The sequence below is a fragment of the Kocuria dechangensis genome (assembly GCF_014636775.1).
In the GTDB taxonomy this organism is placed as follows: domain Bacteria; phylum Actinomycetota; class Actinomycetes; order Actinomycetales; family Micrococcaceae; genus Kocuria; species Kocuria dechangensis.
In genome coordinates this window covers 75,072-100,861 of record NZ_BMEQ01000011.1, presented here as the reverse complement: position 1 = coordinate 100,861, position 25,790 = coordinate 75,072, and the positions used below count along the sequence as shown (strand labels likewise).

Here is a 25,790-nt window from a genome sequence, read left to right as displayed (position 1 = left end):
AGGGTTTTTGAGTGCTGCGCACACACAACCTCGGCGGACTGCGCGCCGAGCACATCGGAGAGACCGTCACGCTGGCCGGCTGGGTCGGCCGGCGCCGCGACCACGGAGGCGTGGCCTTCCTGGACCTGCGCGACGCGTCCGGGATCGCCCAGATCGTGGTGCGCGACGAGGCGGACTTCCACCACCTGCGCAACGAGTTCGTCCTGCAGGTCACCGGCACCGTGGAGCGCCGGCCGGAGGGCAACGAGAACCCGGCCCTGGCCACCGGCGAGGTCGAGGTCATGGCCCGGACCGTGACCGTGCTCAACACGGCCGCCCCGCTGCCCTTCCAGATCGACGAGCACGTGGAGGTCGGCGAGGAGACCCGCCTGCGCCACCGCTATCTGGACCTGCGCCGCCCCGAGCCGGCCCGCATCCTGCGGCTGCGCTCCGAGGCCAACCGGGTGGCCCGCGAGCTGCTGCACGGCGACGACTACCTCGAGGTTGAGACCCCCACGCTGACCCGCTCCACCCCCGAGGGAGCCCGCGACTTCCTGGTCCCCGCCCGCCTGGTCCCGGGCTCCTGGTACGCCCTGCCGCAGTCCCCGCAGCTGTTCAAGCAGCTGCTGCAGGTCGGCGGCGTCGAGAGGTACTTCCAGATCGCCCGCTGCTACCGCGACGAGGACTTCCGCGCCGACCGCCAGCCGGAGTTCACCCAGCTCGACATCGAGGCCTCCTTCGTGGAGCAGGACGACGTCATCGCCCTGGGCGAGCGCATCGTCGCCGCCCTGTGGAGGCTCATCGGCGTGGAGATCCCCACCCCGATCCGGCGCATGACCTACGCCGAGGCCATGGCCCGGTACGGCTCCGACAAGCCGGACCTGCGCTTCGGCCTGGAGCTCACCGAGCTCACCGAGTACTTCCAGGACACGACGTTCCGCGTGTTCAAGGCCCCCTACGTGGGCGCCGTGGTCATGCCCGGCGGGGCCTCCCAGCCGCGCCGCACCCTCGACGCCTGGCAGGAGTGGGCCAAGCAGCGCGGGGCCAAGGGCCTGGCCTACGTCCTGGTCGGCGAGGACGGCACCCTGGGCGGCCCCGTGGCCAAGAACCTCACCGAGGCCGAGCGCGAGGGCCTGGCCGCGGCCACCGGCGCGCAGCCCGGCGACTGCATCTTCTTCGCCGCCGGCGAGCGCAAGGCCTCCCGCGCCCTGCTCGGCGCCGCCCGCGGGGAGATCGGCCACCGCACCGGCCTGATCGACGAGGACGCCTGGGCGTTCGTGTGGGTCGTGGACGCGCCCATGTTCGAGCCGGCCTCCGACGCCGTCGACTCCGGCGACGTCGCCGTGGGCGCCGGCGCCTGGACCGCCGTGCACCACGCGTTCACCTCGCCCAAGCCCGAGTTCCTGGACACCTTCGACCAGGACCCCGAGTCCGCGCTCGCCTACGCCTACGACATCGTGTGCAACGGCCACGAGATCGGCGGCGGGTCCATCCGCATCCACCAGCAGGACGTGCAGAGGCGGGTCTTCGAGGTCATGGGCATCGGCGAGCAGGAGGCGGACGAGAAGTTCGGCTTCCTGCTCGAGGGGTTCAAGTACGGCGCGCCCCCGCACGGCGGCATCGCCTTCGGCTGGGACCGCGTGGTCGCGCTGCTGGCCGGCGCGGACTCGATCCGCGAGGTCATCGCGTTCCCGAAGACCGGCAACGGCTTCGACCCGCTGACCGCGGCCCCGGCGCCCATCACGCCGCAGCAGCGCAAGGAGGCCGGCGTGGACGCCAAGCCGGAGCCCAAGGTCAAGCAGGTCGAGGGCGCCCAGGGCGAGCCGGTGGAGGCCGCCGCGAAGTAGCCGGCAGAGCAACCCCGCGGCCGGGACCGACGCACCGCGACGGTCCCGGTCCCGTCGTCCTCGGGAGGAAGGGAGGGCCGCCGCCGGAGCCCCGGCCGGGGCAGATGACCGTCCGTGACGGCCCGCACCCCCGGATCGGGGCGTGAGGGGTGCGCGGGCGGTCGATGTCGTCCATCATGGGGCGCGGACGGCCGTCGTCCCGACGGCACCGCCACCGAGGGGGCCCCCATGACCCGTCACCCTGCCACCGACCGAGACCCCGCCCTGACCCGCACGGCCTTCGAGAACGCCGGGGCCTGCTTCGCCGAGCTCGTCGCCGACATCGCGCCCGACCAGTGGGCCACCCCGGCCCTGGGCGCCTGGGACGTCCGGTCCCTCGTCGGCCACACCAACCGCGCCCTGACCACCCTCACCCGCTACCTCGACGAGCCCGAGGCGCAGGAGGTGTGCACCAGCCCGGGCCAGTACTACGCGCTGTCCGCGCGGGCGACCACCCCGCAGGAGGTCGAGGCCCGGGGCGTCGCCGCCGGCCAGGACCTCGGCGACGACCCCGCGGCGGCCGTGCGCACGGCCCTCGAGCGGGCACGGGCCGCCCTGGCGCGCTTCCCCGTGCCGGAGGACCCCGTCATCCGCACCGTCGTGGGCGGCATGCGGCTCAACGCCTACCTCCCCACCCGCACGTTCGAGCTCGCCGTGCACGGGCTCGACCTGTGCTCCGCCTGCGGACTGGAGATCCGCCCGCCCGACCACGTCCTGGCGGACGCGACCCGGACGGCGATGGAGATCGCCCATGAGAGCGGGCGCGTCCCCGACGTCCTGCTGGCCCTCACCGGGCGCCGGCCCCTCCCCGCCGGGTTCTCCGTCCTGCCCTGAGCGGCTGCGCTCAGAGCACCCGGTCCGCCGCCGCGGCGTAGCCCAGGCCGATCAGGAGCCCGATGAGGGCCCCGGCCACCGCCTGGGCCGGGGTGTGGTCGCCGGTGCGCACCCGGGACACGGCCACGGCCAGCGGCACCGCCGTGGCCGGCGCGGCGGCCCACGGCACCACGAGGACGCCGATCGCCACGGCCCAGCATGCGGCCATCGCCACGTGGGCCGAGACCTTCCACCGCAGGGTCACCACCAGCAGCACGAGGATGCCCCCCAGCACGAACGCCGTGGTCAGCGGCACGACGGGCGGCGCCCCGAGCGCCACCTGCGCCCCCCCCACGAGCGCGGTCAGCGCCCCCGTGGCGGCGTAGACCGGCAGCCGCTGCGCCCGGGTCCGCACGAAGTGCCCGTCCACGAGCCCGCGCCGGGCCAGCACGCGCAGCACCAGCATCGGCAGGGAGGCCACGACCAGCGCCGTGCCGAGCCCCCACAGCGCGCCCGGCCACCCGGCCCCGGACCAGCCGGCGAGCACCAGCAGGGAGAGCACGAGCGGGGCCGGCGCGAACGCCTCGGCCACCAGGGTGCTGAGCCGTGCCGCGCCGCGCGTGTCGTCCATGGGACGGGACTAGCGGCGGTCCCGGGCGCCGCCGGCCGTGTGGTGGACTGGGGCGCATGCGCATCGTTCTGCAGAGAGTGACCCGGGCCGCCGTGAGCGTCGGCGGCGAGACGGTGGGGGCCTTCGACGGGCCGGGCCTCGTGGCCCTGGTGGGCGTGACCCACGACGACGACGCCGCCGTCGCCGCGAGGCTGGCCGAGAAGACCTGGACCCTGCGGCTGCTGGCGGGCGAGCGCTCGTGCGCCGACCTCGCCGCCCCGGTCCTGGCGGTCAGCCAGTTCACCCTCTACGGCGACGCCCGGAGGGGCCGGCGCCCGTCGTGGTCCGCGGCCGCTCCCGGTCCCGTCTCCGAGCCGCTGTTCGACGCCTACGTGCAGGCGCTGCGGGACCTGGGCGCCCGCGTGGAGACCGGCCGGTTCGGGGCCGAGATGCAGGTGGAGCTCGTCAACGACGGGCCCTTCACCGTGATCCTGGACAGCGCGGAGCTGGAGCGGCCCCGGCGGTCCTCATGAAACTCTCAGCGTCCGGCTGGCACCCTGGGCGCGAGGGGCGCCGGTGCACCGGTGCTCCGGGCACGGCCACCGGCCGGGACCTCGTGGTCCGGGAGGTGGCCCGGGCGACGGGGGAAGCCATGGGACGGTCCGCACGGACGGAGGAGCCCTCCCGCGCGGGGGCCGGGAGCGCTCCCGTCGGGCGGGGACGACGGCTGACAGGCGTCGACGCGGCCCGCGGACTGGCCCTGATCGGGCTGATGTCCGTCCACATCCTGCCGTCCTGGGACTACGCGGACGACGAGCCGACCTGGTCCTACATCCTGTTCTCCGGGGACTCCGCGGCGCTGTTCGCCCTGCTGGCCGGGGTCGGGCTGGGCCTGACCACCGGCGGCCGGCACCCGCACGAGGGGCGGGACCTGACCCGCGACCGGGTGGGACTGACGGTGCGCGCGCTGCTGATCGCCCTGGTGGGCCTGGGCATCGGCTACCTCATGCCGGAGGACGCCCCGGCGGACAACATCCTGATCTACTACGGGGTCTTCTTCCTGCTCGCCCTGCCGTTCCTGGGGCTGGGGGCCGGGGCGCTGTTCGCCGCGGCGGCCGGCTTCGGCCTCGGCGCCCCCGTGCTCATCTGGGGGGCGGGGGAGTCGCTGCCCGAGTTCGTCTCCGGGAACCCCACGGTCACGGACCTGCTGGCGGAGCCGGGGGCCACGCTCGCGCAGCTGGTGCTGACAGGCACCTATCCGGGCCTGACCTACGCGACCTACCTGCTCGTCGGACTCGGCGTGGGCCGGCTGGACCTGCGCCGGAGGGAGGTCCAGCTCCGGCTGCTGGTGGTGGGCCTGGGGACGACGCTCCTGGCCCGGGCGGGCTCCTACGTCCTGCTCCACGTCGCCGGCGGCTACCAGCAGCTGCTGGACAGCCCCGGGGTGGACGAGGAGGGACTGGCGGAGGCCCTGCTCTGGGGGCCGGACCAGCCGGCCGGCTCCACGGCGTGGTGGCTGGTGATCGACACCCCGCACTCCAACACCCCGTTCGCCATCGCGGCGAGCCTGGGGGTGGGCCTGGCGGTGCTGGGCTTCTTCCTGCTGGTCTCCCGCGGTGCCGGGGGGTGGCTGCTGCCGTTGGCGGCGATGGGCGGGATGACCCTGAGCCTGTACACCGCGCACCTGGTGGCGCTGTCCCTCGAGGTCCACTACGACCACCCCTACCTGTGGTTCTCGATCCAGCTGGCGGCCGCGGTGCTGTTCGCGGTGGCCTGGCGGCGCTCGCTGGGGCAGGGGCCCCTGGAGCGGGGGGTCGGGGCCGCGGTGCACGGCGCCCGCCGGCTGGTGCCGGGCGGCCCCTCCGTGACCGGGGGGGCACCGGTGAGACCGGGGGGCGGCCGGCCGCCGCAGGACAGTCGCTAGCCTGGAGGGGTGACCGGCTCCCTCTTCGACGACCTCGAGACCCCCGATCCCGGCGCCCACGGCGACCGGAGCACCGGCCAGGACGGCGACCGCGACGACCCCGCGGCGCCCGTGCGCCCCGGGGGCCGCTCCCGCCGGTCCCGCAGCCGCGCCCCGCTGGCGGTGCGGATGCGCCCGCGCACCCTCGACGAGGTCGTGGGCCAGCAGCACCTCCTGAAGCCCGGCTCGCCGCTGCGGGTCCTGGCGGGGCAGGACCGGGGCCCGGCGGGACCGTCGTCGATCATCCTGTGGGGCCCGCCCGGGACGGGCAAGACGACCCTGGCCCACGTCATCGCGCGCGGGGTGTCCCGGAAGTTCGTGGAGCTCTCGGCCATCACCGCCGGGGTCAAGGACGTGCGCCGCGTGATGGACGAGGCGCTCACCGACCGGGACCTGCACGGGCGCACCACCGTGCTGTTCCTCGACGAGATCCACCGCTTCACCAAGGCCCAGCAGGACGCGCTGCTGCCGGGGGTGGAGAACCGCTGGGTGGTGCTCGTGGCGGCGACCACCGAGAACCCGTCCTTCTCCGTGATCTCGCCCCTGCTCTCGCGCTCGCTGCTGCTGACGCTGCAGCCGCTGGAGCGCGCCGACATCGCGGCGCTGCTGGACCGCGCGGTCGTCGACCCCCGGGGCCTCAACGCCGAGGTGGAGCTGTCCGAGGAGGCGCGCGAGCACATCCTGGACCTGTGCGGCGGCGATGCCCGGAAGGCGCTGACCTCCCTGGAGGCGGCGGCCGGGGTCGCGTTCTCCGAGCTGGACGACGGCCACGACGCGGACGGCGACGACGCGGACGGCGACGACAACGGGGACGGCGGGGACCGCGAGGACACCGGCGCCGTGGCGCGCCGGGTGCCCGTCATCACCCGGGAGCACGCGGAGGAGGCCCTCGACCGGGCGGCCGTGCGCTACGACAGGAACGGGGACCAGCACTACGACGTGGTCAGCGCGTTCATCAAGTCGATCCGCGGCTCCGACGTGGACGCGGCCATGCACTACCTGGCACGGATGATCGAGGCCGGGGAGGATCCGCGGTTCATCGCCCGCCGGCTGATCATCTCCGCGTCCGAGGACATCGGGATGGCCGACCCCTCCGCGCTGCAGACGGCCGTGGCCGCCGCCGACGCCGTCCAGCTCATCGGCATGCCCGAGGGCCGGATCCCCCTGGCCCAGGCCGTCGCGCACCTGGCGACCGCGCCGAAGTCCAACGCCGCGTACACCGCGATCAACGAGGCGATCGCCGACGTCCGCGCCGGCCGGGCCGGTCCGGTGCCCCTGCACCTGCGCGACGCCCACTACCCGGGGGCCGGGCAGCTGGGCCACGGCCGCGGCTACGTGTACTCCCACGACGAGCCCAACGGGGTGGCGGCGCAGCAGTACCCGCCGGACGAGCTCGTCGGCACGGACTACTACCGGCCCACCGAGCACGGCCGCGAGCGGGAGATCGCCCACCGGCTCGGCATCCTGCGCGGCATCGTCCGGGGCCGGTAGCGGCTCACCGCCCGGAGAGCCGGCGCAGCACGGCGTCGGCCGTGCGCTCGTCGATGACGAGGTCCGTCACCACCCCGGCCCGCAGCGCCCCGATCACCCCCGGCACCTTGTGGTCCCCGGAGACCACGCACAGCCGCCGGGGGATCCGGCGCAGCTCCAGCGGCGTGGGCCCGGTGGCGCGGCGGTTGAGGCCGATGTCCGCGTAGGTGCCGTCCTCCCGCAGGAACACCGTGCACACGTCGCCCACCACCCGGTGGGCCGCGAGCTCCCGCAGGGCGTCCTCGTCGAGGTAGTCGCCGCTGTAGACCTGGGAGATCATCGGCCCGCGGAACGCCCCCACGCTGAACACGGCGAGGTCCGCGGCGTTGCGCACCGCCAGCACCCGCCGGACGGTCGACTCCTGCCACATCAGGGTGCGGGTGCGCTCGTCGTCGAAGAACGCCGGGGTGGGGAACGGCAGCAGCGACGCCCCGAAGGCCGAGGACATCTGCCCCAGCAGAGCCGGCGACTGCGCCGTCAGCGGCGAGCGCGCGCTCACCGCCCCGTTCATCTGCACCACGACGGCGTCCCGCGTCGGCTTCGGCTGCAGGTGCGCCGCCACGGCCGACGTCGTCGTCCCCCAGGCGACGGCCAGCGTCGTCCCGTCCCCGAACCAGTCCGCGAGCAGCGCCGCGGCGGACCGGGCCACCGACTCCAGCCGCTGCGGCTCCGTGGCGGCGCGCGCGGTCCCGGCCACGTGCGCGGTGACCCCGAACACCTCCCGCAGCCGCCGGGACACCTCGTGGCCCGCCGCAGGGGGAGCGGAGAGCGTGATCCGCACGATCCCCCGGTCCCGGGCGGCCTGCAGCATCCGCGACACCGTGGGGCGCGAGACCCCGAACCGGTCGGCCACCGCCTCCATCGTCATGCCCTGCACCCAGTACAGCTCCGCCGCGTGGTGCAGCTCGGCATCTCCGTGCACCTGCAACCCCTCCTTCTGCACGTCTGTTCATCCAGGTTGAGCATAGGTGCAATCGGGAGAAGAGTGTGAGGCACAGCACACCCGGGGCCACCCGCCCCGGCCGACCACAGGAGCACGACACCATGTCCCTCCCCACCCTCTCCGCCACCGACCGGGACCGTGCGCTCGCCGAGATGAGCGACGGGCCCGAGCTCGACGTCCTCGTCGTCGGCGGGGGCATCACCGGAGCCGGCATCGCCCTGGACGCCGTCACCCGCGGCCTGCGCACCGGCATCGTCGAGGCCCAGGACTGGGCCGGCGGCACGTCGCAGTGGTCCAGCAAGCTGGTCCACGGCGGTCTGCGCTACCTCCAGCAGCTCGACTTCAAGCTGGTCTCCGAGGCCCTCCGGGAGCGCGAGCTGCTCCTCGACTTCCTCGCCCCGCACCTGGTCCGCCCGGTCCCCTTCCTCTACCCGCTCACCCACCGCCTCTGGGAGCGCCCCTACGTGGCCGCCGGCATCGGCCTCTACGACGCCATGGCCCACGTCGGCGCCAAGGTGGCGACCCTGCCCTACCAGCGCCACTACGGCCTCAAGGGCATCCGGCGCGCCTTCCCCGACGTCCGGCCCGGCTCGATGGTCGGCGCCGTCCAGTACTGGGACGGCCGCGTGGACGACGCCCGCCTGGTCCTCACCATCGTCCGCACCGCCGTGCGCTTCGGGGCGCTCGCCGCGAACCGCACGAAGGCCGTCGCCTTCCCGAAGGACGAGAGCGGACGGGTGGTCGGCGCGACCCTGCGCGACCAGGAGACGGGCCAGGAGCGCACGGTGCGCGCGCGGACGGTCATCGCGGCGACCGGCGTGTGGACCGAGCGGACCCAGGACCTGGCCCACGCCGAGGGCGGGCTGCGCGTGCTCGCCTCCAAGGGCATCCACATCGTCGTCCCGCGCGAGCGGATCCGCGGCGAGATCGGGCTGATCCTGCAGACCGAGAAGTCCGTGCTGTTCGTCATCCCCTGGGAGCGGTACTGGCTCATCGGCACCACCGACACCCCCTACGAGCAGGGCCTCGAGGACCCGGTCGCCTCCGGCGAGGACATCGACTACGTCATCGACCACGCCAACGTGGTCCTCGACCGGCCGCTGACCCGCGACGACGTCATCGGCGTCTACGCCGGCCTGCGCCCCCTGCTCCAGCCGGGCACCAAGAAGGGCGGGGAGGCCCAGTCCACCAGGATCTCCCGCGAGCACACGGTCACCGAGATCGCTCCGGGGCTGATCTCCATCGCCGGCGGCAAGCTGACCACCTACCGGGTGATGGCCGAGGACGCGGTCGACCTGGCCCTGGGCGAGGAGCGCGCCGCGCAGGTGCCGTCGGTGACCGACCGCACCCCCCTGCTCGGCGCGGACGGCTACCTCGCCCTCCACCGGCAGGCCGCCGCCCTCGGGGCCCCCCACGGCTGGGACGAGGAGCAGGTCCAGCACCTGCTCGGCCGCTACGGCTCCGCGATCTCCGAGATCGTCGAGCTCGTCGAGGAGCGCCCCGACCTCGCCCGCCCGCTCGCCGGGGCCGCGCCGTACCTGCGGGCCGAGATCGTCCACGGCTGCACCCACGAGGGAGCCCTGCACCTCGAGGACCTCTTCGACACCCGCACCCGCCTCACGTGGGAGCAGCCCCGGCACGGGCTCGATGCCGTCGAGGAGATCGCGGACCTCGCCGCCGAGGCCCTCGGCTGGGACGAGCGGCGGCGAGCCGCCGAGGTCCGCGCCTACCGGGAGCGCTGCGCGGCCGAGGACGCCGCGGCCGCCACCGCCGACGACGCCGCCGCCGCCGCGGCCCGGGACGTCGCCCCCGACGTGCTCGAGCTCGTCCACCGCGCCTCCGGCTGAGCCGGTCCCGCCCACCGGGCCCCGGGCCGATCGGCCGGCCCGCCCGCCACCCACCCCTCGTCACCCACCACCCGAGGAGCCGCAGTGCTGCCCACGTCCACCCTCCTGATGCAGACGGTCGAGTCCGGGGCCGTCACCCTGCCCACCGTGTTCTGGTCCGAGGTCGCCGGCACGGCGACGCTGATCCTGCTCGGCGCCGGCGTCGTCGCCAACGCCGTGCTCCCCAGGAACAAGGGGGAGGGAGGCGGCTTCCTCATGATCAACTTCGGCTGGGGCCTCGCGGTCTTCGCCGGCGTGTACGTCGGCTGGCAGTCCGGGGCCCACATCAACCCCGCCGTCACCGTGGGGCTGTGGGCCAGCGGCGCCGCCGAGTACGCTCCCGGGATCGCCGTCACCCCGGTCAGCACGCTCGTCTACTTCGCCGGGGAGTTCGCGGGCGCCTTCCTGGGCGCGGTCCTGGCGTTCCTGGCGTACAAGAAGCACTTCGACGAGGACGGGGACCCCGGGGCCAAGCTCGCCGTGTTCTGCACCGCCCCCGCCATCCGCTCCTACGGGTGGAACGTCGTCACCGAGGTGATCGGCACCTTCGTGCTCGTCCTCGTGATCCTCCTCTTCGGCAACACCCCCTCCCAGATCGGCCCGCTGGCCGTGGCCCTGCTCGTGGTCGGCATCGGCGCCAGCCTCGGCGGGCCCACCGGCTACGCCATCAACCCCGCCCGGGACCTCGGGCCCCGCATCGCCCACGCCCTGCTGCCCATCCGCGGCAAGGGCCGCAGCGACTGGTCCTACTCCTGGGTGCCGGTCCTCGGCCCCGTCCTCGGCGCGATCCTCGCCGGCGGCTCCTACCGGATGTTCTGAGCCCGCCCCTGCGCAGCGGTCCCTCCGCAGCCGTCCCTCCGCGGCCGTCCGATCCCACCCTCCGACCCACCGTCCGTTCCACCACCACGCAGCTCCACCGAAGTCCCGAAAAGAGGTCCCGAAAAGAAGTCCCGAAGAACTCCCGACGAAGTCACAACGAAGTGAGGTACCACCCGTGAGCACCTACCCGAAGTACGTCATGGCCATCGACCAGGGCACCACCAGCTCCCGTGCGATCATCTTCGACCACCAGGGCGAGATCGTCAGTGTGGGCCAGCTGGAGCACGAGCAGATCTTCCCGCGCGCCGGCTGGGTCGAGCACGACCCCCTCGAGATCTGGCGCAACGTCCGCAAGGTCGTCGCCGACGCCGAGGCCAGCGCCGACATCAACACCCGGGAGATCGCCGCCGTCGGCATCACCAACCAGCGCGAGACCACCGTGGTGTGGGACCGCACCACCGGGCAGCCGGTCCACAACGCCATCGTCTGGCAGGACACCCGCACCCAGCCGCTCGTGGAGGAGCTGGCCGGGGACGCGGGCATGGACCGCTTCCAGGAGCGCACCGGCCTCCCGCTGGCCAGCTACTTCTCCGGGCCCAAGATCCGCTGGATCCTCGACAACGTCGACGGCGCCCGGGAGAAGGCCGAGCGCGGAGACCTCATGTTCGGGACCACGGACTCCTGGCTCGTGTGGAACATGACCGGCGGCGTGGACGGCGGCGTGCACGTCACCGACGTCACCAACGCCTCCCGCACGATGCTCATGAACCTCGACACCCTCGACTGGAACGAGGAGATCTGCGCGGAGATGGGCGTGCCCGTCTCGATGCTGCCGGAGATCCGCTCCTCGTCCGAGGTCTACGGCAAGGGCCGCACCCGCGGCTTCCTCAAGGACGTGCCGATCGCCGGGATCCTCGGGGACCAGCAGGCCGCCATGTTCGGCCAGGCCTGCTTCGAGAAGGGCATGGGCAAGAACACCTACGGCACCGGCAGCTTCGTGCTGATGAACGTGGGCACCGAGGTGGTGCCCGCCAGCCACGGGCTCATCGGCACCGTCTGCTACAAGATCGGGGAGCAGCCGGCGGTCTACGCGCTGGAGGGCTCCATCGCCGTGACCGGGGCCCTGGTGCAGTGGCTGCGCGACAACCTCGGCATCATCTCCTCCGCCGCGGAGGTCGAGCCGCTGGCCGCCTCGGTCGAGGACAACGGCGGCGCGTACTTCGTCCCGGCCTTCAGCGGCCTGTTCGCCCCGCACTGGCGCCCCGACGCCCGCGGCGCGCTCGTGGGCCTCACCCGCTACGTGACCAAGGCCCACGTGGCCCGCGCCGCGCTCGAGGCCACCGCCTACCAGTCCCGCGAGGTGGTCGACGCGATGGACGCGGCCTCCGGCAGCGCCATCACCGAGCTGCGCGTGGACGGCGGCATGACCGCCAACGAGCTGCTCATGCAGTTCCAGGCGGACCAGCTCGGCGTGCCCGTCGTGCGCCCGGCCGTCACGGAGACCACCGCCCTCGGCGCGGCCTACGCCGCGGGGATCGCCGTGGGCTTCTGGTACGACACCGAGGAGGTCGCCCGCAACTGGGCCGAGGACAAGCGCTGGACCCCCGCGATGGACGGCGACCGGCGCGAGCGGCTCTACCGCAACTGGAAGAAGGCCGTGACCAAGTCCGAGGACTGGGTGGACGCCGACGTCGACTGAACCTTCCCCCGGTCCCTCCGGGACCGCGACGCCCCAGCAGGCGCGCCGCCCGGCACGTGCGGGCGGCGCGCCTCCGCCACGCCCTCCGCCGGCGCCACGCGGAGGCGGCGGGCAGGCTATACTGGGACGTCGGCCGGCAAGGCCCGTGCTCCCGCACGCCCGACCACCGCGTCAACCACGGTGGCCGGACGGACGGCCACGGCGCTTGCAGGACGAGAGGATTGCGGCTGATCCTCACCTCTCCGGCGGGACCGATCCCGTCCTCGGAGGCCGGACCGACCAGAACACGCTCCCCCCGCACCGGACGACGGACGGGGAGAGCACCGCATTGTGAAAGGTAAACGTGGCTAACAACACGCGTGCGCGCCGTCAGGTGCGCAAGTCCCGCGCCCTCGGGATCGCCCTGACCCCGAAGGCCGAGAAGTACTTCGAGCGCCGTCCCTACGGCCCCGGTGAGCACGGCCGTGCCCGCCGGAAGGCCGACTCGGACTACGCCGTCCGTCTTCGCGAGAAGCAGCGTCTCCGGGCGCAGTACAACATCCGCGAGAAGCAGATGCACATCGCCTACGTCGAGGCGAAGCGCCAGGAGGGCCAGACCGGTGAGAACCTGGTCGCCCTGCTCGAGTCCCGCCTGGACGCCCTCGTCCTGCGCTCCGGCTTCGCCCGCACCATGGCCCAGGCCCGCCAGATGGTCGTGCACCGCCACATCCTGGTGGACGGCCAGCGGGTGGACCGCCCCTCGTTCCGCGTGAAGGAGGGCCAGCTGATCCACGTGCACCCCAAGTCGGAGAAGATGGTCCCCTTCCAGGTCGCCGCCGCCGGCGCGCACCAGGCCGTGCTGCCCGACACCCCGGGCTACCTCGACGTCCAGATCGAGAAGCTGCAGGCCAAGCTGGTGCGCAAGCCCAAGCGCGCCGAGGTCCCCGTGACCTGCGAGGAGCAGCTCGTGGTGGAGTACTACGCCCGCATGGCCTGATCCTGCGGGCCCCCGTCCCCGGCGCCCGCCGGGGATGGGGCCTCACCGGGCAGAGCCCGCGGCGCCCGCGCCGCGGGCTCTCCTGTTCTGTAGAGTTGACCACCGGGCACCGCGCCGGTGCCCGTCCCCGCACGTCCCGGGTCGGTCCGCCCGCCCGGCCCCGGACCGACCAGCAAGGAGCGCCCCGCCCCATGACCGGTGGAGAAATCGCAGGACTGCTCGCGGCCGGGGTGTTCGCCGTCCTGGTGGCCCTGCTCGCCGTCCCGATCCTCAAGCTCGGCAAGGTCTTCGACGAGCTGCGGCTGGCCGTCCGCTCGCTCAACAACGAGACCGTCCCGCTCATCGACGAGGTCACCCGCACCGTGTCGACCACGAACTCGCAGCTCGAGAAGGTGGACGGGATCACGACGAACGTCTCCGACGCCTCGGCGAACGTCTCCGCGCTGTCCTCCCTGGTGGCCTCCACCGTGGGCCAGCCGCTGATCAAGGTCGCGGCGTTCTCCCACGGCGTCCGGCGGGCCTTCACCGGCGACGGCGCCCCCGCGGCCGCCCACCGCGCCGACCCCTTCGGCGCCGACGGAGCCGCCTCCGAACCGGGTCCCCGGGACCCGGCGGCGTAGGGAAGGACCGACCATGAGCCTCTGGGGCAAGATCGCCCTCGTCGCCGCCGGCGCCGTCGTCGGCGCGGCCGCCACCCGCCTGGCCCGCACCCCCGGCCAGGACCTCGCCGTGCGCGCGGGCTCCGACGCCGCCCGCCCCCCGCGCGCCGACGACTGGCGCTCCCGCCTCTACCGCTTCGCCGCCGTCGTCAGGGCCGGCATGGACGAGCGCGAGGCGGAGCTGCGGGAGTCCTTCGGCGTCACCGCCCCCGGGGCCTCGCGGGCCGGGCTCGCGGGCCGCGGGCCCGCCCCGCAGGTCCTCGACGGCCCCGGGGCCGCCACCCCCCACCGGCCCGGGGCCGCGCCCCCGGCCGGACCCACAGACCCCTCGACCGACCGCGAAGGAAAGCACCGGTAATGCTCTCTCAGGAAATCACCAAGCGCTGGCTGGACTACTTCGAAGGCCAGGGCCACACCGTGGTGCCCTCCGCCTCGCTGATCTCCTCCCAGCCCGGTGCCATGTTCACCATCGCCGGCATGGTCCCGTTCATCCCGTACTTCCTCGGCCAGGAGACGCCCCCGTTCCGGCGCGCCACCTCCATCCAGAAGTGCATCCGCACCCTCGACATCGACGAGGTCGGCAAGACCGCGCGCCACGGCACCTTCTTCCAGATGGCCGGCAACTTCTCCTTCGGCGACTACTTCAAGGAGAAGGCCATCCCCATGGCCTGGGAGCTGCTGACCAGCCCGCTGGAGAAGGGCGGCTTCGGCCTCGACCCCGACCGGCTGTGGGTGACCGTCTACGAGGGCGACGAGGAGTCGTACGCCCTCTGGAAGGACACGGTGGGCCTGCCCGCCGAGCGGATCCAGCGCATGGGCCGCGACGAGAACTACTGGGACACCGGCCAGCCCGGCCCCGCCGGCCCCGACTCGGAGATCTTCTACGACCGCGGCGCCCGCTACGGCCGGGAGGGCGGCCCGGCCGTCGACGACGACCGGTACATCGAGATCTGGAACCTCGTGTTCATGCAGTACCAGCGCGGCGAGGGCACCGGCAAGGACTACGAGATCCTCGGCGACCTCCCCGAGAAGAACATCGACACCGGCCTGGGCGTCGAGCGCCTGGCCATGCTCCTGCAGGGCGTCGAGAACTTCTACGAGACCGACCAGGTCCGCCCCGTCCTGGACAGGGCCGCCGAGCTCTCCGGCCGCACCTACCGCGGCTCCGAGCGGGCCGGCGAGGAGGGCTACGACGACGACGTGCGGATGCGCGTGGTCGCCGACCACGTCCGCTCCTCGCTGATGCTCATCGCCGACGGCGTCAGCCCCTCCAACGAGGGCCGCGGCTACATCCTGCGCCGCCTGCTGCGCCGCGCCATCCGCGCGATGCGCCTGATGGGCGTCACCGAGCCCTGCCTGCCCGTGCTCCTGCCGGCGTCCCGGGACGCCATGAAGGGCGTCTACCCCTACGTGGCCGAGGACTTCGAGCGGATCTCCCGGATCGCCTACGCCGAGGAGCGGGCGTTCCTCAAGACCATCGAGTCCGGCACCACCCGGCTCAACGAGGCCGTGTCCACCGCCCGGCAGCGGGGCCGGGCCGTCTCCGGCGCCGAGGCGTTCGCGCTGCACGACACCTACGGCTTCCCGATCGACCTGACCCTCGAGATGGCCGCCGAGGCCGGCGTCGCCGTCGACGAGAAGGCCTTCCGCGGGCTCATGGAGGAGCAGCGCCACCGCGCCCAGGAGGACGCCCGCGCCAAGAAGGGCGCCCACGCGGACCTCTCCGTCTTCCGCCGGCTGGTCGACGAGGGCGGCTCGGTCTTCACCGGCTACACCCAGCTGCGCGACGAGACCGTGCTGCGGGCGCTGCTCAAGGACGGGGTGAGCGTCCCGGCCGCCTCGGCCGGCGAGCACGTCGAGGTCGTCCTCGACGAGACCCCGTTCTACGCCGAGGCCGGCGGCCAGGCCGCCGACACCGGCACCATCAGCGGCGACGGGTTCGTCCTCGAGGTCTCCGACGTTCAGCAGCCCGTCAAGGGCCTGTCCGTGCACAAGGCCGTCGTGCGCGAGGGGGAGGCCGTCTCCGGGACGCCCGTGGTCGCGCAGGTCGACGTCGCCCGCCGCCGCGCGGGGGAGATGGCCCACTCCGGCACGCACATCGTCCACGCGGCCCTGCACGACATCCTGGGCCCCGAGGCCGTCCAGCGCGGCTCCTTCAACAAGGAGGGCTACCTGCGCTTCGACTTCGCCTGGGGCGAGGGCCTCAACGAGGAGCAGCGCCGGGAGGTCGAGGAGGTCTCCAACGCCGCGATCCACCAGAACTTCGAGGTCGTCACCCAGGAGATGGCCCTGGACGAGGCCAAGGCCCTGGGCGCGATGTCCCTGTTCGGCGAGAAGTACGGGGACCGCGTGCGCGTGGTCGAGATGAACGGCCCCTGGTCCCGGGAGCTGTGCGGCGGCACCCACGTGGGCGGCACCGCCCAGATCGGCTCGCTGACCCTGCTCACCGAGCAGTCCGTGGGCTCCGGCAACCGCCGCGTGGAGGCCCTCGTGGGCCTGGACTCCTTCCGGCACCTCGCCGCCGAGCGCACCCTCGTGCACCAGCTCACCGACATGCTCAAGGTGCAGTCCTCGGCCGAGCTCCCCGATCGCCTCGCCACCACGCTGGACAAGCTCAGGACCGCGGAGAAGGAGCTCGCCGCCCTGCGCCGCGAGAAGCTCCAGGCGCAGGCCGGCTCCCTGCTGGACGGCATCCGCCAGGTGGGCCCGGTCAAGGTCCTCGCGCACGACATGGGCGAGGTCGCCGGGGCCGACGACGTGCGGTCCCTGGCCCTCGACCTGCGCGGCCGCATGATGGCCGACGCCTTCGTGGTCGCGGTGACCGGCGTGGCCAAGGGCCGCCCGGTGGTCCTCGTGGCCACCACGGAGGGCGCCCGCGCGGCCGGCGTGAAGGCCGGCCAGCTCGTGCGCACCGCCGCGAAGGTCCTCGGCGGCGGCGGCGGCGGCAAGGACGACGTCGCGCAGGGCGGCGGGCAGGACCCGTCGCGGACGGGGGCCGCCCTCGACGCCGTCCTCGCGGACGTCGCCGACGCGACGGGCGGCGCCACCGCGTGAGCGGCGGCTTCGCCCGGGGCCGGCGGATGGGCGTCGACGTCGGCCTCGCCCGCGTCGGGGTCGCGCTGAGCGACCCCGACGGGATCCTCGCCACGCCGCTGACCACGCTGCGGCGGGACCCCCAGAAGGGCTTCGACGTCAAGCTCCTGGCCGGGCTGGTCCACGAGCACGACGCCGTGGCCGTCTACGTCGGCCTCCCGCGCAGCCTCGACGGCGGGGAGAACACCTCCACCGCCATGGCCCGGGACTACGCCTCCGCCCTCGTCCGGCGGCTGCGGGCCAAGGGCTGGGCCGTGCCCGTGCGGCTGATCGACGAGCGGCTGTCCACCGTGGACGCCCACCGGGCGCTCCTGGAGGCCGGCGTCGCCCGCCGCCACCACATGGACAAGGTGGACCAGGTGGCCGCCGCGACCATCCTGCAGAGCGCGGTGGACCGGGGCCGGGCCACCGGCGCGGAGCCCGGCACACCGGTGGACCCGCCCGTCCACCACACCGCGACCACCGCGGTCCCCCATAATGGGGGAGACCCTGATGCGGAACCCCCTGCCGCGGCACACCGTGCGGCAGGGCCCTCGGGCGCCGAGGACGCCGTCCCGCCGCCCGACCGGGCCCGGGAGGCGCCGTTGACGACCACCGATCCGGACGGAGAGCATTCGTGAGCGACGACCCGTACGACCAGGCGGCTCCCCGCCGCCCCGAGGCGCCGCGGGGGTCCTCCGGCGGCTCCCTCGGCAGCCTGCTGGACGCGCCCTCCTCGCGGGAGCACTCCACCGGCCTGCGCGGCGTCTTCGAGCACGAGGAGCTCACCCCCGAGCAGATCAAGCGGCGCAGGCGCCGCGGCCGCGCGTCCCTGACCACGGCCGTGGCCCTGTTCCTGCTGGCGGCCCTCATCACCGTGTCCGTGCTGGGCTCGACCTTCGGCTGGTTCGAGGTCCGCGACTACCGCGGGGAGGGCAAGGACCCGGTGACCTTCTCGGTCGCCCAGGGCGCCACCACCGGCCAGGTGGCGGTGTCCCTGGAGCAGCAGGGCATCGTCGCCGACGCCGAGACCTTCATCGAGGCCTACCAGGAAGAGCACGCCGAGGAGTTCATCCAGCCCGGCGAGTACGAGCTGCGGACGGAGATGAGCTCCGAGTCGGCGATCGACGCGCTGATGGAGAAGGAGGAGGCGACCCACTACGCGGCCGTCGCCCAGACCCTGCGCATGACGGACGTGTTCGGCATCCTCAGCGAGTCCACCGGCATCCCGGTCGAGGAGTTCGAGGCCTACGCCGAGGACACGGAGACGTTCGGGATCCCCGACCGCTTCCCGACCCTCGAGGGCTGGCTGCACCCGGGCGAGTACCGCTTCCCCCTGGACGCCACCGCCGAGCAGGTCCTGCAGTCCATGGTGGACCGCACCCGGACGACCCTCGACGACAACGGGATCACCGAGGAGGACCAGATCTTCGAGGTCCTCACCATCGGCTCGATCATCGAGTTCGAGGTCCAGCCCGAGCACTACGACGTGGTGGCCGGCGCGATCGAGAACCGGCTGCAGAACCCCGACGGCGAGACCTCCGGCTTCATCCAGTCGGACGCGTCCGTGACCTACGGCCTGGGCCGCAAGGGCTACGACTTCACCGAGGAGGAGCGCCAGGACAAGGGCAACCCGTACAACACCTTCGCCCACCAGGGCCTGCCGGTCGGCCCGATCGGCTCGCCCGGCGACGCCGCCATCAAGGCCGCGGCGGCCCCCGAGGACAACGGCTACTACTTCTGGGTGACCGTGAACCTCGACACGGGGGAGACGAAGTTCGCCGAGACCTACGCCGAGCACCTCCGGAACGTGGAGGAGTACAACGAGTGGTGCGGCGACAACGAGGGCCGGTGCGCGTGAGCCCCGCCCGCGCGGCCGTGGTGGGCCACCCCATCGGCCACTCGCGGTCCCCGGACCTGCACCGGGCCGCCTACGCGGTGCTGGGCGAGGACCTCGAGTACACCGCCCACGACCTGGTCGAGGAGCAGCTGCCCGCGTTCGTGGACGCCCGGCGCGGGGACCCCGCCTGGCGGGGGCTGTCCGTGACGATGCCCCTGAAGTCCGTCGCGGCCCGGTGCGCCGACGAGCTCACCGAGCTCGGGACCGCCGTGGGCGCGGTGAACACGCTGGTCTTCCGCCCCGGCGGGACGGTCCTGGGCCACAACACGGACGTCGCCGGGATCGTGGGCGCCGTCCGCGCGGCGGGAGCGGTCCCCGGCACCCCGGCGGCCGCGGTCCTGGGCGGCGGGGGCACGGCCACGGCCGCCGTCGCGGCGGCCCAGCGCCTGGGGGCCCCGGCGGTCGACGTCTTCGTCCGCTCCGCGGCGCGCGCCGAGCGGGCCGTCGAGGCCGGGCGCGGGCTCGGCCTGCCCGTGCGGCTGCGGCCCTGGGCCGAGGCCCCCGGCGCGCTGGCGGGCTACGACGTCGTCGTCTCCACGCTGCCGCCCCACGGCGCCGACGAGCTCGCCGCGCAGGTGGCGCGGTCCGGGCGGACGACCACCGGCGTCCTGCTGGACGCCGCCTACGACCCCTGGCCGTCCGCGATCGCCAGGGCGTGGTCGGGGGCCGGGGGAGCCGTGGCCCCGGGACTCGATATGCTGATCTACCAGGCGGTCGATCAGATCCGCCTCTTCACCGGCCGCAGCCTCGGCGACCCCCTGCCCCGCGAGCAGGACGTGATCGCTGCGATGTGCACGGCGGTGGGACGGCCCATCCGCGCCGTCCCGTCCCGGCCCCGGACCTGAACCTGTCGGCAGGACGCGCCCTCCCGGGCCCCTGCCGTCCAGACCACGAACGGAAAGAGTTGTTATGTTGCGTTGGCTCACGGCCGGCGAGTCGCACGGCGAGGCACTCGTCGGGATCATCGAGGGCGTCCCCGCCGGGGTCGGGCTGACGAGCGCGGACGTCCAGGCCGCCCTGGCCCGCCGCCGCCTCGGCTACGGCCGCGGGGCGCGGATGAAGTTCGAGCAGGACCAGGTCCGCCTGCTCGGCGGCGTGCGCCACGGCGTGACGCAGGGCGGTCCCGTGGCGATCGAGATCGCCAACACGGAGTGGCCCAAGTGGCGCGACGTCATGGCCTCGGACCCGGTGGACCCGGCGGTGCTCGAGGGCCGCGCCCGCAACGCGGCCCTGACCCGGCCCCGCCCGGGCCACGCCGACCTCACCGGCATGCAGAAGTACGCCTTCGACGAGTCCCGCCCCGTCCTGGAGCGCGCCAGCGCCCGGGAGACCGCCACCCGCGTGGCCCTCGGCGTCGTCGCCGCGAAGATGCTCGAGGCGCTGGGCGTGAGCCTCGTCTCGCACACGACCGCCGTGGGCGACGTCAGCGCCCCCGTGGACGCCCTCCGCCCGCTGCCCGCCGACGTCGAGGCCCTGGACGCGGACCCGCTGCGCTGCTTCGACGCCGCCACCTCCGAGGCGATGGTGGCGGCCGTGGACCAGGCCCACAAGGACGGCGAGACCCTCGGCGGCGTCGTCGAGGTCCTCGCCTACAGCCTGCCCCCGGGACTGGGCTCCTACGTGCACTGGGACCGGCGGCTCGACTCCCGCCTGGCCGGCGCCCTCATGGGCATCCAGGCGATCAAGGGCGTGGAGGTCGGCGACGGCTTCCTCACCGCCGCCCGCCCGGGCTCCGCGGCCCACGACGAGATCGTGCGCGGCCCCGACGGCGTCGTGCACCGCGTCAGCAACCGCGCCGGCGGGATCGAGGGCGGCATGTCGATCGGCGACGTGCTGCGCGTGCGCGCGGCCATGAAGCCCATCGCGACCGTCCCGAAGGCCCTGCGCACCGTGGACGTCGCCACCGGCGAGCCCGCCCGGGCACACCACCAGCGCTCGGACGTGTGCGCCGTGCCGGCCGCCGGCGTGGTCGCCGAGGCCATGGTCGCCCTCGTCCTGGCGGACGCCGTCGTCGAGAAGTTCGGCGGGGACTCGATCGTCGAGACCGCGCGGAACAAGGACGCCTACCTCGCGGCGATCCCCGCGTCCCTCGCCTCCTCCGGCGAGCTGGGCGCCTTCGACGAGGCCGCCGTCTCCGGTGAGGAGGCCCAGGCGTGAACGCACAGTTCCCGGCCCCGGCCGACGCCGCCCCGGCGCCCCAGCGCCCGGTCGTGCTGATCGGGCCCATGGCCGCCGGCAAGTCCTTCCTGGCGCTGCACATGTCCAAGTTCTACGGCTACGACTTCGTGGACGCCGACCAGGTCATCGTCTCGCGCCACGGCGTGATCCCGAAGATCTTCGCCGAGCACGGCGAGAAGTACTTCCGGGACCTCGAGGCGGACACCATCGCGGAGGTCCTGCGCGACCCCGACCACGCCAACGCCATCTTCTCCGTGGGCGGGGGCGCCCCCATGACGCCCTCCGTGCGGGAGATGCTGCGGCACGAGCTCGTGGCCTACCTGAAGGTGGACACCGAGACGGTCCTGCCCCGGATCAGCGGCAACCGCACCCGGCCCATGCTCCAGCCCGACCCGGAGCGGCGCTGGCAGGAGCTCTACGAGGCCCGCCGCGGCTGCTACGAGGAGCTCGCCGACATCACCCTCGACGGCACGCGCAACCGGCCCGTGGCCGAGATCGGGGCCGACCTCGAGGCCGCGATCACCCGCCTGCGCTCCGGCGCGCCCGACACCACCCAGGAGGTCCAGGCATGAGCGAGCCCGTCCCCGGCACCGTGACCACCATCCCCGTCACCGGCGCCGGCCCGTCCGAGAACTACGACGTCCTCGTGGGCCACGGCCTGCTGGGGGAGATCCCGCGCGTGCTCGGCGACCGGGTGCAGCGCGTGCTGGTCATCCACCCGCGGGCGCTGCGCAGCACGGGCGACGTCGTCATGGAGGAGCTGCGCACCCAGGGCTTCCAGGCCTTCACCGCGGAGATCCCCGACGCCGAGGAGGGCAAGCACGTCCAGGTCGCCGCGTTCTGCTGGCAGGTCCTGGGCCAGAACGACTTCACCCGCTCCGACGCGGTCGTCTCCGTGGGCGGGGGCTCGGTCTCCGACGTCGCCGGCTTCGTGGCCGCCACCTGGCTGCGCGGGGTGCGGGTCGTGCACATCCCCACCACCCTGCTCGGCATGGTCGACGCCGCGGTGGGCGGGAAGACCGGGATCAACACGGCCGAGGGCAAGAACCTCGTGGGCGCGTTCCACCCGCCCGCCGGCGTGCTGTGCGACCTCGACACCCTGAAGACGCTGCCCGAGAACGAGCTGCTCACCGGCATGGCCGAGGTCGTCAAGTGCGGCTTCATCGCCGACGAGCGGATCCTCGAGCTGATCGAGCAGAACCCCCAGGGCGTGCGGGACTCCCAGTCGGACGTGGTCCGCGAGCTCGTCGAGCGCGGCATCCGGGTCAAGGCCGAGATCGTCTCCGGGGACCTGCGGGAGGCCGGGCGCCGGGAGGTGCTCAACTACGGGCACACCCTCGGCCACGCGATCGAGCACAACGAGCGCTACCAGTGGCGCCACGGCGCGGCGGTGTCCGTGGGCATGGTCTTCGCCGCGGAGCTCGCCCGCACCGCCGGCAGCCTCGCCGACGAGGTCGTGGACCGGCACCGGTCGGTCCTGGAGTCCCTGGGCCTGCCCACCACGTACCGCTACGACCAGTGGCCGAAGCTGCTGGAGGTCATGAAGCGGGACAAGAAGACCCGCGGGAACCTCCTGCGCTTCGTCGTCCTCGACGCGGTCGGCAGGCCGCGGGTGATGGAGGTCCCGGACCCCGCGATCCTCTTCGCGACCTACCAGGAGATCGCGGTCTGAGCCCCCGTCCCCGGGCCCCGGGCGGGGCCCGGGGACGACGCGCTAAGCTGGACCCCGGTCCGCGCCGGGCGGTACCGCGCGCCGCGCCGCCCGACGACCTCCGCGCACCCCGAGAGACCGATGCGGCGTCCCACCACGACCCGCACCCCGAGACCCACCAGAAAGCGAATCTGTGGCTACCACCAACGACATCAAGAACGGCACCGTCCTGAAGCTGGAGGGCAACCTCTGGAACGTCATCGAGTTCCAGCACGTCAAGCCGGGCAAGGGCGGGGCGTTCGTGCGCACCAAGATGCGCAACATCACCTCCGGCAAGGTGGTCGACAAGACCTTCAACGCGGGCGCCAAGGTCGAGACCGCGACCGTGGACCGCAGCGAGTACCAGTACCTGTACCAGGACGGCGCCGACTACGTCTTCATGGACAACAAGACCTACGACCAGATCACCGTCCCCGGTGAGGTCGTGGGCGACGCCGCGAACTTCATGCTCGAGAACCTGAACGTGACCATCGCCATGCACGAGGGGGCCCCGCTCTACATCGAGCTGCCCGCCTCCGTGGTCCTCGAGATCACCTACACCGAGCCGGGCCTGCAGGGCGACCGCTCCACCGGCGGCACCAAGCCCGCCACCGTGGAGACCGGCTACCAGATCCAGGTGCCCCTCTTCCTCGAGCAGGGCACCAAGGTCAAGGTCGACACCCGCACGGGCGACTACCTCGGCCGCGTCAACGAGTGAGCGCCCGGGGCAAGGCGCGCCGCCGCGCCGTCGAGATCCTCTTCGAGGCCGAGCAGCGCCACGAGGACGCCCGGCAGGTCATGGAGCGGCGCCGCCTGCACAGCGACGCCCTGGTCTCCCCGTACGCGGAGGAGCTGGTGCTGGGCGTGCTCATGCGCCGCGGTGAGATCGACGAGTACCTCGAGACGTACTCCCAGGGCTGGACCCTGGAGCGCATGCCCGCCGTGGACCGCAACGTCCTGCGCGTGGGCGCCTGGGAGCTGCTGTTCAACGACGACGTCCCCGACGCCGTCGCCGTGGCCGAGGCCGTCAACGTGGCCAAGGAGCTCTCCGGCGACGAGTCCCCGGGCTTCGTCAACGGCCTGCTCGGCCGCCTGCAGAAGATGAAGCCGACCCTGCTGGGCTGAGCCCGCACCGCGGTCGCCACCCGGGCGCCCCGTGCTCCCGCGCCGCCGCGCGCCGGAGCACGGGGCGCCCGCGTCTGCCGGTGCGCCGCGGCGCGTCCGTCCGTGTCCGGGCCGCCGTTGACGCCCCGCGCCGGGGGGCTACCCTCCGAGGAGGAGGCCGCCCGGGGGGCGGCCGCGCGGGCACGGCGTGAGGAGGGTCGGTGGACGGTCCGGACGGGAGCGCCGGGGCGGCGGGCGGGCCGCCGCGGGTGCTCCTCCACGAGGTCTCCAAGCGCTACGGGCCGGTGAGCGCCGTGGACTCCGTCTCCCTGAGCATCGGGGCGGGCGAGGTCTACGCGCTGCTGGGGCTCAACGGCGCGGGCAAGACCACCCTCCTGCGCCTGCTGCTGGGCATGGTCCGGCCCAGCGGCGGGACGGCCGCGCTGCTGGGCCGGCCGGTGGGGGACCGGCGCACCTGGGCCCGGGTCGGCTACCTCGTGGAGACCCCCTCGGCGTACCCCGAGCTGACCGTCCGCGAGAACCTCGAGGTCGTCCGCTACCTCCGCCGCCTGCCGGACCGCACGGCGGTCGACGACGCCGTGGAGCGCTTCGGGCTGACCGCCTACGCCGACCGGCGGGCCCGGGCCCTCTCCCTCGGCAATCTCCAGCGCCTCGGCCTGGCCAAGGCGCTGCTGCACCGGCCCGAGCTCGTCGTGCTGGACGAGCCGGTCAACGGGCTCGACCCCGCCGGGGTCGCCGAGATCCGCGCCCTCCTGGCCGGCCTCGCCCGCGAGCACGGGGCGACCGTCCTGCTCTCCAGCCACCTCCTGGGCGAGGTGGCCCGCATCGCCACCCGGATCGGGGTGCTGCACGAGGGCCGGCTCGTGGAGGAGCTCGACGCGGCGGCCCTCGCCCGGCGCGTCCACCGGCACGTGCGGGTCACCACGCGCGACGACGCGCGCGCCGCCGACGCCCTGACCCGCGCCGGGCTCGCCCCGCGGCGCGTCCCCGGCGCCGTGCTCCTCGAGGACGCGTGGTCCCGGGACCGCCCCGACGCCGTGGCCACCGTCCTCGTGCGCTCCGGCGTGCCGCCCACCGGCCTGGCCGTCGTCCAGGAGGACCTCGAGAGCCACTTCCTGCGGGTCGTCGGCGCCGACCCGGCCGGGAGCCCCGGTGACCGGTGACCTGTCCGCCGCCCTGCGCGCGGAGGCCCTCAAGGTGCGCCGCTCCCGCGTGCCCTGGGCCACGGGGGCCGCCATGGTCCTGGCCGGGCTGGTCTCGGCCTTCTTCCTCTTCGTGCTCCAGGACCCCGCCCGCGCCCGCGAGCTGGGCCTGCTCGGCGCCAAGGCCCAGCTCGCGGGCGGCGCCGCCGACTGGGCGGGGGCGTTCTCGCTCGCCGCGCAGGTCGTGGCGGTCGGCGGGCTGATCGTCTTCGGCACGGTGGCGCTGTGGCTCTTCGGGCGGGAGTTCTCGGACCGGACCGCCAAGGACCTGCTGGCCCTGCCCGTCCCGCGGCGGGCTGTCGTCCTGGCCAAGCTGGTCCTCGGCCTGGCGTGGTGCCTCGCGCTCACCGTCCTGCTCCTGGGGACGGTCCTGGCCTCCGGCGCGCTGCTGGAGCTGCCCGGGTGGTCCCCGTCGACGGCGCTGCAGGGGGCGGGCACCGTGCTGGCCACGGCCGCGCTGACCGCCGGGCTGGCCACCACCTACGGCCTGGCGGCCAGCGTGGGCCGCGGCTACCTGCCCGCCGTCGGCGTCCTGTTCCTCACGGTGCTCGCCGCCCAGGTGGTGGCCGCGGTCGGCTACGGCGCCTGGTTCCCGTGGGCGGTGCCGGCCCTGCTCGCCGGCACCGCGGGGCCCGGCCACCCGGCACCCGGCGCCGCCGGGATCGCGGCGGTCGTGCTGCTCGCCGCGGGGTGCTCCGCGGCCACCGCGGTGTGGTGGGAGCGGGCGGACCACAGCACCTGACACGGCGCCCGGCGCCTCCGTGACCGCGCGCCGGGAGCCGGGCGGGCACGGCCTCACCCCGGGCGCCCTCGCCGCCCTGGGCGACTGGATCGGGGAGCTCGCCGGCCGGGCCTGAGCC

The 25,790-nt window shown here is 74.2% G+C and carries 24 protein-coding genes; 22 read left to right on the top strand and 2 right to left on the bottom strand.

From position 1 onward, the window contains the following. Nucleotides 1-11: 11 nt before the first annotated feature. Nucleotides 12-1,826 (top strand): aspartate--tRNA ligase, encoded by a 1,815-nt coding sequence (gene aspS, locus IEW07_RS11505; protein WP_188537346.1) that lies wholly within the window; start codon nucleotides 12-14, stop codon nucleotides 1,824-1,826. 228 nt (nucleotides 1,827-2,054) lie between these two features. Further along, nucleotides 2,055-2,699, top strand: coding sequence for a maleylpyruvate isomerase family mycothiol-dependent enzyme (locus IEW07_RS11500; protein WP_188537344.1), 645 nt, complete (start codon nucleotides 2,055-2,057; stop codon nucleotides 2,697-2,699). Between the two features lie 10 nt (nucleotides 2,700-2,709). Here IEW07_RS11500 and IEW07_RS11495 read toward each other — a convergent pair whose 3' ends face one another. Continuing rightward, entirely contained in the window at nucleotides 2,710-3,309 is a 600-nt protein-coding gene (locus tag IEW07_RS11495) for a phosphatase PAP2 family protein (RefSeq protein ID WP_188537342.1), read from the bottom strand. Between the two features lie 56 nt (nucleotides 3,310-3,365). Between IEW07_RS11495 and dtd the strand changes: the two genes are divergently transcribed. From dtd to IEW07_RS11480, 3 genes are read left to right on the top strand one after another with little or no spacing between them, the layout of a single operon-like run. Then, nucleotides 3,366-3,821 carry a D-aminoacyl-tRNA deacylase gene (dtd, locus tag IEW07_RS11490; RefSeq protein WP_188537340.1) on the top strand — a complete coding sequence of 152 codons (456 nt, stop codon included), beginning with the start codon at nucleotides 3,366-3,368 and terminating at the stop codon, nucleotides 3,819-3,821. After that, nucleotides 3,818-5,212 (top strand): heparan-alpha-glucosaminide N-acetyltransferase domain-containing protein, encoded by a 1,395-nt coding sequence (locus IEW07_RS11485; RefSeq protein WP_229741794.1) that lies wholly within the window; start codon nucleotides 3,818-3,820, stop codon nucleotides 5,210-5,212. Before dtd ends, IEW07_RS11485 begins: the two co-directional genes overlap by 4 nt. Before the next feature lie 9 nt (nucleotides 5,213-5,221). After that, entirely contained in the window at nucleotides 5,222-6,742 is a 1,521-nt protein-coding gene (locus IEW07_RS11480; protein WP_188537338.1) for a replication-associated recombination protein A, read from the top strand. A gap of 4 nt (nucleotides 6,743-6,746) precedes the next feature. On the opposite strand, the gene IEW07_RS11475 is transcribed toward IEW07_RS11480, so the two are convergent. Beyond that, nucleotides 6,747-7,703: a sugar-binding transcriptional regulator gene (locus IEW07_RS11475; protein WP_188537336.1), complete on the bottom strand. Its 957-nt coding sequence runs from the start codon at nucleotides 7,701-7,703 to the stop codon at nucleotides 6,747-6,749. Between the two features lie 122 nt (nucleotides 7,704-7,825). On the opposite strand from IEW07_RS11475, the gene IEW07_RS11470 reads away from it, so the two are divergent. The 17 genes from IEW07_RS11470 to IEW07_RS11390 all read left to right on the top strand — a co-directional run bounded on the left by IEW07_RS11470 (nucleotide 7,826) and on the right by IEW07_RS11390 (nucleotide 25,672). After that, the gene (locus tag IEW07_RS11470) at nucleotides 7,826-9,571 is read left to right on the top strand and encodes a glycerol-3-phosphate dehydrogenase/oxidase (protein ID WP_188537334.1); all 1,746 of its coding nucleotides are present in this window, start codon (nucleotides 7,826-7,828) and stop codon (nucleotides 9,569-9,571) included. A 108-nt stretch (nucleotides 9,572-9,679) separates the two neighbouring features. Beyond that, nucleotides 9,680-10,429, top strand: coding sequence for an MIP/aquaporin family protein (locus IEW07_RS11465; protein ID WP_188537406.1), 750 nt, complete (start codon nucleotides 9,680-9,682; stop codon nucleotides 10,427-10,429). 199 nt (nucleotides 10,430-10,628) lie between these two features. Next, entirely contained in the window at nucleotides 10,629-12,128 is a 1,500-nt protein-coding gene (gene glpK / locus IEW07_RS11460; RefSeq protein ID WP_188537404.1) for a glycerol kinase GlpK, read from the top strand. Between the two features lie 343 nt (nucleotides 12,129-12,471). Continuing rightward, nucleotides 12,472-13,104, top strand: coding sequence for a 30S ribosomal protein S4 (gene rpsD, locus IEW07_RS11455; RefSeq protein ID WP_188537332.1), 633 nt, complete (start codon nucleotides 12,472-12,474; stop codon nucleotides 13,102-13,104). A 191-nt stretch (nucleotides 13,105-13,295) separates the two neighbouring features. Then, nucleotides 13,296-13,724, top strand: coding sequence for a DUF948 domain-containing protein (locus IEW07_RS11450; protein WP_188537330.1), 429 nt, complete (start codon nucleotides 13,296-13,298; stop codon nucleotides 13,722-13,724). Nucleotides 13,725-13,737: 13 nt separating this feature from the next. After that, on the top strand, nucleotides 13,738-14,121 hold the full coding sequence (locus tag IEW07_RS11445; protein WP_188537328.1) for a hypothetical protein: 384 nt from the start codon (nucleotides 13,738-13,740) through the stop codon (nucleotides 14,119-14,121). After that, nucleotides 14,121-16,817 (top strand): alanine--tRNA ligase, encoded by a 2,697-nt coding sequence (gene alaS / locus IEW07_RS11440; protein ID WP_188537326.1) that lies wholly within the window; start codon nucleotides 14,121-14,123, stop codon nucleotides 16,815-16,817. The genes IEW07_RS11445 and alaS overlap by 1 nt, the downstream gene beginning before the upstream one ends. After that, on the top strand, nucleotides 16,814-17,476 hold the full coding sequence (gene ruvX / locus IEW07_RS11435) for a Holliday junction resolvase RuvX (RefSeq protein ID WP_229741793.1): 663 nt from the start codon (nucleotides 16,814-16,816) through the stop codon (nucleotides 17,474-17,476). Before alaS ends, ruvX begins: the two co-directional genes overlap by 4 nt. After that, complete coding sequence (mltG, locus tag IEW07_RS11430; protein WP_188537324.1) at nucleotides 17,473-18,696, top strand: endolytic transglycosylase MltG; 1,224 nt, start codon at nucleotides 17,473-17,475, stop codon at nucleotides 18,694-18,696. The genes ruvX and mltG overlap by 4 nt, the downstream gene beginning before the upstream one ends. Next, nucleotides 18,687-19,580 (top strand): shikimate dehydrogenase, encoded by an 894-nt coding sequence (locus IEW07_RS11425; protein ID WP_188537322.1) that lies wholly within the window; start codon nucleotides 18,687-18,689, stop codon nucleotides 19,578-19,580. Before mltG ends, IEW07_RS11425 begins: the two co-directional genes overlap by 10 nt. A 64-nt stretch (nucleotides 19,581-19,644) precedes the next feature. Next, the gene (aroC, locus tag IEW07_RS11420) at nucleotides 19,645-20,892 is read left to right on the top strand and encodes a chorismate synthase (RefSeq protein ID WP_188537320.1); all 1,248 of its coding nucleotides are present in this window, start codon (nucleotides 19,645-19,647) and stop codon (nucleotides 20,890-20,892) included. Continuing rightward, nucleotides 20,889-21,485: a shikimate kinase gene (locus IEW07_RS11415; protein ID WP_188537318.1), complete on the top strand. Its 597-nt coding sequence runs from the start codon at nucleotides 20,889-20,891 to the stop codon at nucleotides 21,483-21,485. The genes aroC and IEW07_RS11415 overlap by 4 nt, the downstream gene beginning before the upstream one ends. Then, nucleotides 21,482-22,585: a 3-dehydroquinate synthase gene (gene aroB / locus IEW07_RS11410; protein WP_188537316.1), complete on the top strand. Its 1,104-nt coding sequence runs from the start codon at nucleotides 21,482-21,484 to the stop codon at nucleotides 22,583-22,585. The genes IEW07_RS11415 and aroB overlap by 4 nt, the downstream gene beginning before the upstream one ends. Nucleotides 22,586-22,757: 172 nt before the next feature. After that, the gene (gene efp, locus IEW07_RS11405) at nucleotides 22,758-23,321 is read left to right on the top strand and encodes an elongation factor P (protein WP_188537314.1); all 564 of its coding nucleotides are present in this window, start codon (nucleotides 22,758-22,760) and stop codon (nucleotides 23,319-23,321) included. Beyond that, the gene (nusB, locus tag IEW07_RS11400; protein ID WP_188537312.1) at nucleotides 23,318-23,728 is read left to right on the top strand and encodes a transcription antitermination factor NusB; all 411 of its coding nucleotides are present in this window, start codon (nucleotides 23,318-23,320) and stop codon (nucleotides 23,726-23,728) included. The genes efp and nusB overlap by 4 nt, the downstream gene beginning before the upstream one ends. Before the next feature lie 200 nt (nucleotides 23,729-23,928). After that, a complete protein-coding gene (locus tag IEW07_RS11395; protein ID WP_229741792.1) occupies nucleotides 23,929-24,891 on the top strand; it encodes an ABC transporter ATP-binding protein in 963 nt (320 codons plus the stop codon). After that, on the top strand, nucleotides 24,881-25,672 hold the full coding sequence (locus tag IEW07_RS11390; RefSeq protein WP_188537310.1) for an ABC transporter permease: 792 nt from the start codon (nucleotides 24,881-24,883) through the stop codon (nucleotides 25,670-25,672). Before IEW07_RS11395 ends, IEW07_RS11390 begins: the two co-directional genes overlap by 11 nt. Nucleotides 25,673-25,790: the final 118 nt, after the last annotated feature.

What these genes read in the sequence shown, in the direction of transcription:
- IEW07_RS11485 (WP_229741794.1), top strand. Translation starts at nt 3,818, where the DNA reads ATGAAACTCTCAGCGTCCGGCTGGCACCCTGGGCGCGAGGGGCGCCGG.
- IEW07_RS11465 (WP_188537406.1), top strand. Translation starts at nt 9,680, where the DNA reads ATGCAGACGGTCGAGTCCGGGGCCGTCACCCTGCCCACCGTGTTCTGG.
- glpK (WP_188537404.1), top strand. Translation starts at nt 10,629, where the DNA reads ATGGCCATCGACCAGGGCACCACCAGCTCCCGTGCGATCATCTTCGAC.
- alaS (WP_188537326.1), top strand. Translation starts at nt 14,121, where the DNA reads ATGCTCTCTCAGGAAATCACCAAGCGCTGGCTGGACTACTTCGAAGGC.
- IEW07_RS11470 (WP_188537334.1), top strand. Translation starts at nt 7,826, where the DNA reads ATGTCCCTCCCCACCCTCTCCGCCACCGACCGGGACCGTGCGCTCGCC.
- IEW07_RS11495 (WP_188537342.1), bottom strand. Translation starts at nt 3,309, where the DNA reads ATGGACGACACGCGCGGCGCGGCACGGCTCAGCACCCTGGTGGCCGAG.
- IEW07_RS11445 (WP_188537328.1), top strand. Translation starts at nt 13,738, where the DNA reads ATGAGCCTCTGGGGCAAGATCGCCCTCGTCGCCGCCGGCGCCGTCGTC.
- aroC (WP_188537320.1), top strand. Translation starts at nt 19,645, where the DNA reads ATGTTGCGTTGGCTCACGGCCGGCGAGTCGCACGGCGAGGCACTCGTC.
- aroB (WP_188537316.1), top strand. Translation starts at nt 21,482, where the DNA reads ATGAGCGAGCCCGTCCCCGGCACCGTGACCACCATCCCCGTCACCGGC.
- IEW07_RS11450 (WP_188537330.1), top strand. Translation starts at nt 13,296, where the DNA reads ATGACCGGTGGAGAAATCGCAGGACTGCTCGCGGCCGGGGTGTTCGCC.
- dtd (WP_188537340.1), top strand. Translation starts at nt 3,366, where the DNA reads ATGCGCATCGTTCTGCAGAGAGTGACCCGGGCCGCCGTGAGCGTCGGC.
- IEW07_RS11500 (WP_188537344.1), top strand. Translation starts at nt 2,055, where the DNA reads ATGACCCGTCACCCTGCCACCGACCGAGACCCCGCCCTGACCCGCACG.